The sequence below is a fragment of the Undibacterium sp. SXout7W genome, from assembly GCF_049339385.1.
Lineage (GTDB): Bacteria > Pseudomonadota > Gammaproteobacteria > Burkholderiales > Burkholderiaceae_D > Undibacterium.
On sequence record NZ_JBMPPF010000017.1, the window covers coordinates 55022 to 67828 of the forward strand.

Genomic DNA, 12807 nt, shown 5'->3' on the forward strand with positions numbered 1-12807 from the left:
GCTACCGGAGTGATCATGCCTTCTCCCATCCAGATTTTTGCCGGAAAAACTGCTTATCGCCACATGCAGCAACACGGTCTGCAGGCAGCCGACATCGCCGTAATTCCAGCCGCAGCAGGCGGCCCCAAAGGCCTGATTTTGCAAGCATTGGATCAGTGGTTATTTGGTGAATGGCTGCCATCGTCCCCACGCGAACGCACCCTGATCGGCGCTTCGATAGGTGCATGGCGTATGGCGGCGGCCAGTTGTGCCGACCCGGTGGCCGCGTTTGAACGACTAGGGAATTTGTACTGCGAACAACGCTATCCCGTCAAACCCAGCGCCGCTTACGTAACAGAGGTGATTCAGAACCTGTTGCAGGCTTTTATCCAGGGACATGAGCACGAGATCGTGCATCAGCCACAGCATCGCTTACAAATACTGGCGAACCGTGGTCGTGGTTTGCTGGATATGCCATCCTCTGCGAATCAGGCCAGACTGGGCTTTGCTCAAGCTGCGGTGTCAAACCTGATATCACGCTCTCGAATGGCAAAACATATGGAGCGCGTGATCATCGGTGATGCCCGCGATCCATTATTCTGGCTAAAAGCGCGATTTGATGCTTTTGATACACATTTCAGTCCTCTTACCGAAAGCAATCTGGCCCCTTCATTACTGGCATCAGGTACGCTGCCGCTGGTGATGCAAGCGGTCAGCCATATTCCACAAGCGCCAGCAGGCAGCTATTGGGACGGCGGGATGATCGACTATCATCTGGATCTTCCTTACTCACGTCTGGCAGGTGGCAAAGAAGGCGCTCTGGTGCTGTATCCGCACTTTTCGCACCAAATCATTCCGGGATGGTTGGACAAGGCTCTGACGTGGAGACGAGCAGGCAAAGGTGCCCATCGTCACTGGGTTGATAATCTGATCATGGTGTCACCGTCTGCCAGTTTTCTTAAAACCTTATCACGCGGCAAATTGCCGGACAGACAGGATTTTTTCTACTACAACACGGATCATGAGTTTCGCATCCAGAACTGGCGTCTGGCTATCAGTGAAAGCGGCAGACTGCGGGATGCCTTTGCCGAATTTGTCCGACGCCCCGATTTATCAATAGTCCAGGCACTGAACTTCTGAGTGTCAACATGTGTGAATTTATCAATTTTTGAGTCTGCATCACTCAAAAACCAAAAAATCAGGGCACTCAGTGCATTCACGATATACGCCAAGAGTCAGGACAATTGCTGATACAGGCCGGTAATACCATCCATGACCGTCAAAATACGTTCACTGGTCGTGGCGACATTGGTGGCAAATAATTTATTGTTTTTAGCATCATTCATTTGTCGCAATGCACTGTCAAAAAACATCCACTGCTGCTGTGCCAACGCCAGCTCGTCACGGATTTTTTGTGTATTCACCGGCGCGTTCTGTAGCGTGTTCATCCCCGTGACAAAATCTTTCCGGGCCAGCTCCAGTTTAGCCTGCGCATCAGGCGGAGCAACACCCCACTGCATCGCCTGATAAAATTTTGCCATCCGTTGCGATAACATCCGCTGACGGCCAGATACATTGACCCATTGTCCGGAACTGGTACCAGAGTATTTTTCCAGCTGCACTGTTGCAGTCTGCGCCATACTCAGGATATCTTCGTTAATGACCATGATATTTCTGGCTCCTTCCTGATTGGGCGCATTGCCAGCCAGTACCTGCTTGTAACTACTCCACGCTTTTTCCATCTCCGACAAAATTTGCCGGTTATCCGGCGTCGGTGCATAAGCTTTCAACTCAGCCAACTGAGCTTCAAACAGTGTGACGGAGTTTTCCAGTACTTTTTTAGAACGCTCCGCGTCGATACCTTGCCCTAATTGCAGATAGGCTTTCGCCAGTCGCTGCGACAGCATGCGCTGACGTCCGGATTTATTGATGGCATCATTGATATTTAATATCTGGGCTATTGCACCGGTCAATAAAACAAGATTTCCAGTGACTAACAAGCCAGTTTTGATGAAATGGCGTCGGTTCATGTTATCCCCCCTGCTGAGTTAAAATTTACTTAGTAACAAGCAAACTTCATACCCTGAACATGACTCAGAATTGCGCCAAAACAGTGCAAAGCAATCGTTTGCGTCGCGGAATGAGGTAAGATGCTTGTCCCAAAATGGATGATGTAGTGCATGAAAACCCGTACCCGCACCGAAATACGTACCGAAGCTGCCGCTCTCTGGCAAATTGCCTGGCCTGTTTTAATCGGTCAGCTTGCGACCGTCGGCATGGGTGTCGCGGATGTTGGCATGACAGGACATCTGAGTGCGGTCGAACTTGCCGCCGTATCTCTGGGGGCATCGCTATGGACGATAGTCCTGGTCACTGTAATGGGTATCATGATGGTAGTGAACTCACTGATATCGCATGAGATAGGTGCCAACACCTTGCAGCGCGTGCCACATCTGATGCGCCAGTCGTTATGGATGGGATTCGGCATCGGTATGCTGGCTTGCCTTTTGTTAAACGCCTCCACCCTGATTTTCTCTCACCTGCAACTGGATGCAGGCGTTCACGAAAAGGCCGCCCGCTTTGTACATGTCATCAGTATAGGACTTCCTGCATTTGGCATGTACCGTGCGCTATATGGCTATACCACCAGCCTGAACCAGACCAAGCCGGTCATGCTGATTGCGCTTGGTGGCTTGCTGTTTAACATCCTGATTAACTGGCTGCTGATTTATGGTCATGCCGGATTACCGCAATTAGGCGCGACAGGATGTGCCGTTGCCACCGGAATCGGACTATGGCTGATGCTGGGAGCAATGATTTTCTGGATACACAAGTCCGATGTGTATCGCGCCACTTTTCCTTTTCAGCGACGCGAAGCACCGTACTGGGCGGAGATACGTGCCATGCTCAAACTCGGCCTACCTATCGGCGTTACCTATTTTGCGGAAGTATCTGCTTTTTGTGCGGTTGGCCTGCTGGTCGCACGTTTTGGCGTCGTTCCGGTGTCTGCCAACCAAATCGCACTGAATTTTTCTTCACTGGTGTTCATGGTACCCATGAGTATCGGTATTGCCCTGACAACCAGAGTGGGTCAGACACTGGGAGAAGGAGACGTGCAACGGGCACGCTTTGTATCATGGGTAGGGGTAAGCATTGCCCTGTTATTTGCCGTTATTTCTGCCAGCCTGATTACCTTGTCGCGCGATCTGATCGCCGCCGCCTACACCTCAGATGCCGAAGTTCAGCAATTAACCTCAGAGCTCTTGTTATTTGCGGCGATTTTTCAGCTATCAGATGCTGCACAAGTCACCACTTCATGCGCAATTCGCGGCTATAAAATCACCAGAACACCAATGCTGATTCACCTGATGGCATTTTACGGCTTCGCTCTGCCCATAGGATGCGCACTGGGATTAGCACCAGAATGGCTGCCCTGGCGCCCTGCAAACCCTATGGCAGCACAAGGATTCTGGACCGGCCTGGTGCTCGGTCTGACCGTGGCAGGCGTGCTATTGCTGGCTTATTTGCACCGAATCAGCAGTCATAGAATCAGAATGGCAGCTAATTCCGGTAAAATAGCGGGTTAATCCAATCTAATCGGCAAATCATCATGAGTCTCAAATGCGGCATCGTCGGCCTGCCTAACGTCGGCAAATCTACTCTGTTTAATGCACTGACTAAAGCGGGCATTCCGGCAGAAAACTACCCTTTCTGTACGATTGAGCCAAATGTCGGCGTGGTAGAAGTACCTGATCCGCGTCTGAAGCAACTGTCCGAGATCGTCAAGCCAGAGCGCATTCAAAACGCGATTGTTGAATTTGTCGACATCGCCGGTCTGGTTGCTGGTGCATCCAAAGGTGAAGGTCTTGGTAACCAGTTCCTTGCGCACATCCGTGAAACAGATGCGATCGTCAACGTCGTACGCTGCTTCGAAGACGACAACGTGATTCACGTCGCTGGCAAAGTCAGTCCACTGGATGATATCGAAGTAATCCAGACCGAACTTGCACTGGCCGACATGGGTACGGTAGAAAAAGCCATCCATCGCGAAAACAAAAAAGCGCGTTCCGGCGACAAAGATGCCGCCAAACTGGTCGCTTTGTTAGAACGCATCATGCCAGCCCTGAACGACGCCAAACCAGTACGTGCGCTGGGACTGGATGCAGAGGAAATGCTGTTGATCAAACCACTCTGTCTGATCACAGCAAAACCAGCAATGTATGTTGCCAACGTATCCGATGATGGCTTTAGCAACAACCCACTTCTGGATCAGCTGACGGCCTACGCGGCATCACAAAATGCCCCTATCGTCGCCATCTGCGCTGCGATTGAATCTGAAATTGCCGATCTGGATGACGCGGATAAAGCAGACTTTCTCGCCGACATGGGCATGGAAGAACCTGGCCTTGACCGCCTGATCCGCGCTGCGTACAAATTGCTCGGCCTGCAAACATACTTCACCGCAGGTGTTAAAGAAGTCCGCGCATGGACGATACACGTCGGCGACACCGCACCGCAAGCAGCGGGCGTCATTCATACCGATTTCGAACGCGGCTTCATCCGCGCACAAACCATCGCGTTTGAAGACTTTATCCAGTTCAAAGGCGAAGCTGGCGCTAAAGAAGCAGGCAAAATGCGTGCTGAAGGCAAGGAATACATCGTCAAAGACGGCGATGTACTGAACTTCCTGTTTAATGTTTGATTTACGTCTAATTTACGTCTAATTTACGTTCAATCTGTCAGACGTCTTTCGCAAGGACAAAATATTGCTCCGGATATCCTGCCTTGCAAAGTAATCATCTTTATCTGAAATACGACGCAGCCGATTAAAAAGGCTGCGTTTTCTTTTCAGCACACCTTCTCTTTTCGCTACGGAAAAGCCCACCATTTCTGCTTATATCATCCTGACACTATCACCCTCTCCTTGCCTCAGTTAACGATTGGCCTGAGTAGTATATGACGCTGATTTTTTTGTACGCATTGCATCTCTTACCTGTAGCTAATGACGCGGGCTTTAGTGGTAAGAAGAGTACGTCAATACCTCTCATCATGAATTTATTCTCAATCAGCACCGGCGCATCGCATCAGACCCATTAAAATAAGCACATCCGTATTACTAGCGGAAAATTCTTCGTTCTCACCTGCGGAAACCGTGCATGCCTTCTATCACTGAATTGACGATTTATCCGATTAAATCCTGCGCTGGCATCGCACTGGAAAGTGCAGAGCTGACAGAAGCTGGACTCCGTTACCAGGGCATCTGTGACCGGGAATGGATGCTGGTTGATCTGCAGGGTCAATTCCTGAGTCAACGTGAACTACCTAAAATGGCATGTCTGCGGCCGACTATTCAAGACGGAAAGTTACAGGTGAGCGCACCGGGAATGCCCTTGCTGCATCTGCCATGTGTACGACAAGAGCAGCAGATGACGCGCGACGTGCTGATCTGGGATTCAGAACTGAATGCCATAGACGAAGGCGAGGCAGCAGCAGCCTGGTTCAGTCAAAGTTTGGGAATAGCATGCAGACTGGTGCGTTTTGCAGCAGATGCCAAACGCTTTGCCAGCAACAAGTGGACAGGTGAAAAACAAGTACCAACCCGCTTTTCTGACGGTTATCCGATACTGTTAATTTCTCAGGCATCTCTGGATGATCTGAACCACCGGGCTCAGTCGCAAGGCAGGTCTGTCGTACCCATGAACCGTTTCCGACCGAATATTGTGATTGATGGCATCGAGGCATTTGAAGAAGATTACGCTGCGTCATATGATATCGGTGACACCATACAACTCAAGCCAGTCAAACCCTGCCCTCGCTGCCCTATGCCTGCGGTGGATCAACTGACTGGTGAAGTGAAAGAAAATCCAGTGGATATATTGCAAAGCTATCGAGCCAACCCTATCGTCGATGGCGAAATCACATTTGGCATGAATGTGATTCTGGAAAAAGCAACGACCAATATATTGCGCATCGGTGATGTTGTGGATATGCCGATTGCGTTTTGAATCAGCTCAACGCCAATTTGATTGAATCAGGACATCACTGTATGGACAGAGCTACGTCACCCCCTTCCCACACCGCTGGCAGCACGCCTTATAAAAATCTGGATGAATTGCGCATGGAAAATTCCTTGCTGCGCGCCAGGCTGGAAGACTTACTGGATCAGGCACATCGTAATCAGCACATCATGGCAAGGCACCAGCGCTTCGATCTGAAGCTCATTAGTGCCAGTCATTTTGAGGAATTAATTTCCTGTATTTTTAGTGGTCTGGCAGAAACGCCAGAACTGGATATGCTGACACTGATTCTGGTCGATCAACGCAGCCATCTGCAACAAATGCTGGCAGATCTGAAAGTTGACTTGCACACATTTCCACATTTGCTGTTTGTCAGCAGTGAGCAGGATATAGAGCCGTATATAACAGAGAATGGAATACCTTCATTAGGAAAATACGAGAGGTCTCTGCATCAGGAGTTATTCAGTTCCGGCGAAAAAGAACCGGCGAGCATTGCTATTATTCCGTTGTGGCGACAGGATCGCCTGATTGGCTGTCTGAATCTTGGCAGCTTTAAACCGGATCGATTTCTCTCCAGCATGGCAACAGATTTTATTCAGCGCCTGGGCTCTATCATCGCGATCTGCCTGGAAAACGTTCTGAATAATCAGCGTCTGACTTATATTGGACTAACCGATCCCTTAACGAACATCAGTAATCGTCGTTACGTAGAACAAAGAGCGTTAGAAGAAATTGCACGAGCACAACGACAGCAGTATGGAATTGCTTGCTTGTATCTGGATATCGATTTTTTTAAAAAAATCAATGATCAACACGGACATCAGGGTGGCGATGACGTGCTCTGCGAAGTGGCGCGCAGAATCAAGGCTGAACTCAGACTCAGCGATACGCTAGGCAGATTTGGCGGCGAGGAATTTGTTGTCTTGCTCATCAATGCCAATGTGCAAGACGCTATTCTGGTGGCAGAACGTATTCGTCAGAGCATTGCAGGAAAAATATTCCAACTCAGCGACGCATGTCAGTGCCAAACAACTATTTCAATTGGCATATCAACAATTCATGAGCGGGCAAATACGGGTGATGCTGCCACACTTGCACGCGAGATGCTCCTGCGTGCAGATCGAGCATTATATGAAGCAAAAAACACTGGCAGAAACCGCTACGCGATCAATCTTTAGGTTTTTTGCTCTGCTTGCAATCGTTCGTATTTTGCCTGCAACTGAGCGGGGGTCTCGCGCCATTCAGGATGAAATGGAATGCAATTGACAGGGCACACCTGCTTGCACTGAGGCTCTTTGTAATGACCTACGCATTCCGTACATTTATGCGGATCAATTTCATAAATTTCCGGGCCCATATAAATCGCATCGTTAGGGCATTCGGGTTCGCAAACGTCACAGTTTATGCAATCGTCCGTAATCATCAGGGCCATACAAACTCACTTCTTTCATACATGCGGCACAGGTAGTGCCGACTACTCATTCCGCATTGTAAGCGAAACTATCGTTGTTCATTACTTTCATTGAATGCCGCCACTTTTTGTTGCAGCCAGCGATCAACTGAAGGAAAAACAAATTTAGACACGTCACCGCCAAACATGGCTATCTCGCGAACGATGGTGCCGGAAATAAACTGATACTGATCAGATGGTGTGAGGAACAAGGTCTCTACATCTGGCAATAAATAGCGATTCATGCCTGCCATCTGGAACTCATACTCAAAATCAGACACGGCACGCAAACCACGTACGATCACGCGAGCATCGTTTTTACGGACAAAATCCTTGAGCAAGCCCGAAAAACTCTCCACTCTCACATTGGGATAATGTCCCAATACCTCATTGGCAATCGACAGTCTTTCTTCCAGGCTGAAAAATGGCTTTTTGCTTTTGCTATCCGCCACACCGACTACGAGCGTGTCAAAAAGCCCCGATGCACGGCGCACCAGATCTTCGTGACCACGAGTCAGTGGATCAAATGTTCCCGGATAAACGGCTGTGACCATCTTCACTCCTTTTATTTGCTGACAGCATAATCATATGCACTAAATTGATCTGGCATTATGCCTGATTTTCGTGCGATTCATGCTGCAAAATGTTGCGTTGCAGTATATGGAAGTACACACTACCTGCTTTATCTGCACGGATCACCTGCCATCCATCTAACAAGTTGGATGCTGTTTGCGCTGCTTCTACCTCCGGCAAGGCATGTTCGGCCTCCACGTAGATCACACCTCCGGCAGTCAATAAACGTGCGCAAGCGGGCAATAATCGGGGTAGCCAGTCCTGATGAAAAGGAGGGTCCAGAAAAATCATGTCAAACCGTTGTTGTTGCGCCACTAAATTGTCCGTGACGCGACTGGCGTCGCCTCTGATCAACTGAATCTGGGTCGCACCCAGTTTATCTTTCACCTGCTCCAACTGCTTAAAAGCGGGTGTATGTGACTCGACCATCATGACCTGTTTTGCCCCGCGACTAGCTGCTTCAAAGCCAAGAGACCCACTACCAGCGAACAAATCCAGGCAAGACTTCCGCTGCCAGTCGCCATCAATCAAGTGATTCAGCAAGTTAAATGCCGTTTCACGAACACGATCGGGCGTCGGCCTGAGGCCTTCTGCATCGACCACAGTTAATAATGAGCGCTTCCACTGCCCACCAATAATTCTGACCTGATGCGCCACACGCTTAGGCGAAACGGACTTGATGGGCTTCGTTCTTGTATTTGATTTCATTATTTCAATGACACTGGCAAATAAAATTACCGTGCACGGTCTGTTAGAATGGCAGCATTCTAATACTAGGGGTGATAACTTATTCCAGTTTTCGGATGAAACGCTGATCTATCTTCTCACTCAGATGCCACGCCGATACTAATCCGCATGTCCTGACAAGAAATCAATGCTTTTCACCGCCCACTGCATTGTTACTCCCCCAACTCTTCTACAGATTATCCCCGATGTTTAGTTTTTTCAAAAGAAAACCGAAAGAAGAGCCAGCGCCAACGCCTGTTGTTGCGCCTGAGCCTGTTATCGCCAGTACACCGGACGTTGCAATAACAACACCGACGCCGACTAACAATGTGATTGTTACGCCAGATACGGTAATCGATTCCCCTGCAACCGTCATTGAACCTTCTGCCGAACCCAAAAGATCATGGTTCAGCCGATTAAAAGCGGGCTTGGCAAAAACATCCTCCAACCTGACTACGCTCTTTATCGGTGCCCGCATTGATGATGATTTATATGAAGAGCTGGAAGCCGCACTCCTCACGGCAGATGCGGGTGTTGAAGCAACGCAATTTTTGTTGAATGGCTTGAAGAAAAAAGTCAAAGAGGACAAATTAACTGATGCGGAACAAGTCAAAACAGCACTCAAAGAATTACTCAAAGAGCTGCTTCTTCCTTTGCAAAAACCGCTGGAGCTTGGCCGACATCAGCCACTTGTTATGATGATTGCAGGCGTTAATGGTGCAGGCAAAACCACCACGATTGGTAAATTAGCCAAACATATGCAAACCCATCAGCAATCGGTGTTACTGGCGGCAGGTGATACTTTCCGCGCGGCTGCGCGTGAGCAGCTCACCATCTGGGGTCAGCGCAATAACGTCACGGTGATCTCTCAGGAATCTGGTGATCCGGCAGCAGTTGCATTTGATGCAGTCGCTTCCGCGCGCGCGCGCGGGATTGACGTCGTGATGGTTGATACAGCTGGACGTTTGCCCACACAGTTACATCTGATGGAAGAGCTGAAGAAAATCAAACGTGTCATTGCAAAAGGTATGGATACCGCGCCGCAAGAGATATTGCTGATCATTGACGGTAACACCGGGCAAAATGCACTTGCACAAGTCAAGGCGTTTGATGATGCCCTGCAATTAACTGGACTTGTCATCACCAAGCTTGATGGCACGGCCAAAGGCGGCATTCTTGCCGCCATCGCCAAAAACCGCCCTGTTCCCGTGTATTTCATTGGTGTTGGCGAGCAAATTGAAGATTTGCAGCCATTTAATGCACAAGAATTTGTCGATGCTCTGTTTAACTAGAAACCAGACTGTGATTTTCGCCTGCCATGATCGAATTTGACCACGTCTCTAAACAATACTCGCCGGAAGCGTTTGCTCTGCGCGATATTTCACTGTCCATTAATGATGGTGAGCTGATTTTTCTGGCTGGTCCTTCCGGCGCGGGAAAGTCTACTCTGTTAAAAATGATCGCCGGCATAGAAAAGCCTACGTCTGGGAGTATCAGCGTAAACGGTCAAGATATCGGCAAACTCAAAACTGGCAGCCTTCCTTATCTGCGTCGCAAACTCGGATTGATCTTGCAGGATCAAAAATTATTGCCTGATCGCAGTGTATTGTCGAACGTCATGTTGCCACTGATTGTCACCGGCGCCTCCGTTAGCGAAGCAGAAAGCCGCGCGCATATTGCGCTGGAAAAAGTGAATCTAATGGATAAGGCCGGCATGTATCCGATGGCGCTATCCGGTGGTGAGCAGCAACGGGTCGCCATTGCCCGTGCCATTGTGAATCGCCCACAGATTATTCTCGCGGATGAGCCTACGGCTTTTCTGGACCGGGAAAATGCGAATAAGGTGCTCAGTGCACTCAAAGCCTTTCAAAGTGCAGGAGTAACCTGCATTATTTCCAGCCACGATGAACAGTTTCTGGACAAGGCCAGCCGTGTTATCTATCTGAATCATGGGCAGATCAGCGATACCTGGGGCACAGATTTAGCTGCCTGATCGATTAAAGTTACAAGGAAAACGTCATGACAATCTGGTTTCGTCAGCATCTGTTCGCGCTGAAAAGCGCTTTTTCTCATCTGCGTGCGGGTCCTGGTAATTTCCTGTTCAATGTTCTGGTTGTTGCCATCGCACTGGCCTTACCTATCGCTGGCCTGACGCTGATAGAAAATATCCGCCCGATTTCATCACAATTGTCTATCGAGCCAGAAATCAGCCTGTTTCTCAGCCCCGACATATCCCGGTCGAATGCAACAGCATTGTCTATCCCTATTAAAAAATTATTGAAAGAAAATAATATCCAGGCGAAATTAAATTTCGTCACAAAAGACAAGGCTCTGGCTGCAATGGAAGGCTCTTCCAGCCTCGCAGAGGTATTGTCTACATTGGGTGGAAATCCACTGCCAGATGCCTATGTCATGTCGCTATCTAACAGCGATGCCAGTAAAGTGGATAGACTCGTACAGCAATTACAGGCTTTGCCCGATATTGACACGGTACAGGTAGATTCAGCATGGGTAAAACGTCTGGCAGCACTAGTACAAATACTGCAATTAGGCCTGCTTTTTCTGGCAACCACGTTGGGCGTGGTGGTAGTGGTCGTCGTATTTAATGCGACCAGACTACAGGTCATTTCCCATCAGGCAGAAATTTCCGTGACCCGACTGCTTGGAGCAACCAACAGCTTCATTCACAAACCGTACTACTACACTGGTGCCTTATTAGGTTTGCTCTCAGGTTTACTGGCACTTGGAATCATTGCTGCTTCGCTACAACCCCTGAATCATGCCATTGCCGATTTTGCAAAATTATATGCATCAGAATTCCGTCTCACGCCACTGGGCTTGATCCCTAGTGTGCTCCTCCTCCTCCTGAGTGTCATCCTGGGATTGATTGGTGCGTTTCTATCAGTCAGACGTCAACTGGCGCGTGCAAGTTAAGGTCAAACACCCTGCAACTTTTACGATGCATCGTGGTCTAACGAGAAGAAAATGACCAGTCAGAAAATAGGCCATCCTGCCGTATCTGCATATTTTTTGGCTGCGTTAGCACTCTTCTCAAGAGAGTGCTAATATAAGGGCTTGACATCGTTGGTTTTTGCAATTGCATGCATACCAACAGCAATGAGGAGAAATAATGGCAACTACATCGACACAATTGATCCCTGCTTCTGATAGCACAGTGCTGGCACTTGGTTTTAGCGGCACCTTAGGAAATATTGACGCCTACATTTCAGCAGTTAACCGGCTTCCTATGCTCACGCATGAAGAAGAAGTCAGTCTTGCGACCAAACTTCAGCAAGACAATGATCTCGCCGCTGCGCAGCAACTGGTGATGTCGCATCTGCGTCTGGTTGTCTCTATCGCTCGCGGCTACCTTGGATATGGTTTGCCACATGCAGACCTGATTCAAGAGGGAAATATTGGCCTGATGAAAGCAGTTAAACGCTTCGATCCGAATCAAGGTGTACGACTGGTGTCGTATGCTATGCACTGGATTAAAGCTGAAATGCATGAATACATCCTGAAAAACTGGCGCCTGGTCAAAGTAGCGACAACAAAGGCTCAGCGCAAACTGTTTTTCAATCTGCGCAGCCATAAAGAAGGTCTGGATACCATGTCGCCTAAGCAAATTGATGCTCTGGCAAAGACATTGGATGTGAAACGCGAAGAAGTAATTGAAATGGAAATGCGTTTATCCGGCCGTGATATTGCTCTGGATGCGCCGACAGACGATGATGATGATAAATTCGCACCTATTGCCTATCTGAAAACAGAGTCTGAAGAGCCGACACGCGTGTTAGAAGCTCGTCAGTATGACAGGCTGCAGAGCGAAGGCTTGGAAACTGCTTTGTCAAAACTGGATGCACGTTCACGCCACATCGTAGAGTCACGCTGGCTCAAGAACGATGATGGCACCGGATCCACTCTGCATGAACTGGCTGATGAATATGGTGTCTCTGCAGAGCGCATACGCCAGATTGAGAGTGCTGCGTTGAAGAAAATGAAGGGCGCGCTCGTCAGCTTTTCATAAAGTGAGCAAAGCTCATATTAAAAAAGGCACTCTGC

13 protein-coding genes are annotated in these 12807 nt (G+C 48.9%); 9 read left to right on the forward strand and 4 right to left on the reverse strand.

Annotation, left to right across the window (positions count from 1 at the left end; genetic code table 11):
* The first annotated feature begins 15 nt into the window (after positions 1-15).
* On the forward strand, positions 16-1119 hold the full coding sequence (locus tag ACO0LB_RS15540; protein WP_423050651.1) for a patatin-like phospholipase family protein: 1104 nt from the start codon (positions 16-18) through the stop codon (positions 1117-1119).
* A 95-nt stretch (positions 1120-1214) separates the two neighbouring features.
* Here the strand turns inward: ACO0LB_RS15540 and ACO0LB_RS15545 are convergent, their stop codons facing one another.
* Positions 1215-2009 carry a type IV pili methyl-accepting chemotaxis transducer N-terminal domain-containing protein gene (locus tag ACO0LB_RS15545; RefSeq protein ID WP_423050653.1) on the reverse strand — a complete coding sequence of 265 codons (795 nt, stop codon included), beginning with the start codon at positions 2007-2009 and terminating at the stop codon, positions 1215-1217.
* Positions 2010-2159: 150 nt separating this feature from the next.
* Here ACO0LB_RS15545 and ACO0LB_RS15550 point away from each other — a divergent pair, with 150 nt between their 5' ends.
* The 4 genes from ACO0LB_RS15550 (at position 2160) to ACO0LB_RS15565 (ending at position 7174) form a co-directional block, all read left to right on the forward strand.
* A complete protein-coding gene (locus ACO0LB_RS15550) occupies positions 2160-3566 on the forward strand; it encodes an MATE family efflux transporter (protein WP_423050655.1) in 1407 nt (468 codons plus the stop codon).
* Between the two features lie 23 nt (positions 3567-3589).
* Positions 3590-4681 (forward strand): redox-regulated ATPase YchF, encoded by a 1092-nt coding sequence (gene ychF / locus ACO0LB_RS15555; protein ID WP_423050657.1) that lies wholly within the window; start codon positions 3590-3592, stop codon positions 4679-4681.
* Between the two features lie 454 nt (positions 4682-5135).
* A complete protein-coding gene (locus ACO0LB_RS15560) occupies positions 5136-5984 on the forward strand; it encodes an MOSC domain-containing protein (RefSeq protein ID WP_423050658.1) in 849 nt (282 codons plus the stop codon).
* Positions 5985-6025: 41 nt separating this feature from the next.
* Positions 6026-7174 carry a DUF484 family protein gene (locus tag ACO0LB_RS15565; protein WP_423050660.1) on the forward strand — a complete coding sequence of 383 codons (1149 nt, stop codon included), beginning with the start codon at positions 6026-6028 and terminating at the stop codon, positions 7172-7174.
* Here ACO0LB_RS15565 and ACO0LB_RS15570 read toward each other — a convergent pair.
* The 3 genes from ACO0LB_RS15570 to rsmD all read right to left on the reverse strand — a co-directional run bounded on the left by ACO0LB_RS15570 (position 7171) and on the right by rsmD (position 8727).
* Positions 7171-7428, reverse strand: a complete 258-nt coding sequence (locus ACO0LB_RS15570) for a YfhL family 4Fe-4S dicluster ferredoxin (protein ID WP_423050662.1) — start codon at positions 7426-7428, stop codon at positions 7171-7173. The two genes, ACO0LB_RS15565 and ACO0LB_RS15570, sit on opposite strands and share 4 nt — an antisense overlap.
* A gap of 68 nt (positions 7429-7496) precedes the next feature.
* Positions 7497-8000: a pantetheine-phosphate adenylyltransferase gene (gene coaD / locus ACO0LB_RS15575; protein ID WP_423050664.1), complete on the reverse strand. Its 504-nt coding sequence runs from the start codon at positions 7998-8000 to the stop codon at positions 7497-7499.
* 55 nt (positions 8001-8055) lie between these two features.
* Positions 8056-8727 carry a 16S rRNA (guanine(966)-N(2))-methyltransferase RsmD gene (gene rsmD, locus ACO0LB_RS15580; RefSeq protein ID WP_423050666.1) on the reverse strand — a complete coding sequence of 224 codons (672 nt, stop codon included), beginning with the start codon at positions 8725-8727 and terminating at the stop codon, positions 8056-8058.
* Positions 8728-8951: 224 nt separating this feature from the next.
* Between rsmD and ftsY the strand changes: the two genes are divergently transcribed.
* The 4 genes from ftsY (at position 8952) to rpoH (ending at position 12772) form a co-directional block, all read left to right on the forward strand.
* Complete coding sequence (ftsY, locus tag ACO0LB_RS15585; RefSeq protein ID WP_423050668.1) at positions 8952-10037, forward strand: signal recognition particle-docking protein FtsY; 1086 nt, start codon at positions 8952-8954, stop codon at positions 10035-10037.
* Positions 10038-10063: 26 nt separating this feature from the next.
* Positions 10064-10738 carry a cell division ATP-binding protein FtsE gene (locus ACO0LB_RS15590; protein ID WP_423050670.1) on the forward strand — a complete coding sequence of 225 codons (675 nt, stop codon included), beginning with the start codon at positions 10064-10066 and terminating at the stop codon, positions 10736-10738.
* Between the two features lie 26 nt (positions 10739-10764).
* Positions 10765-11679, forward strand: a complete 915-nt coding sequence (locus ACO0LB_RS15595) for a cell division protein FtsX (protein ID WP_423050672.1) — start codon at positions 10765-10767, stop codon at positions 11677-11679.
* Between the two features lie 196 nt (positions 11680-11875).
* Positions 11876-12772, forward strand: a complete 897-nt coding sequence (gene rpoH / locus ACO0LB_RS15600) for an RNA polymerase sigma factor RpoH (protein WP_423050674.1) — start codon at positions 11876-11878, stop codon at positions 12770-12772.
* Positions 12773-12807 lie beyond the last annotated feature (35 nt).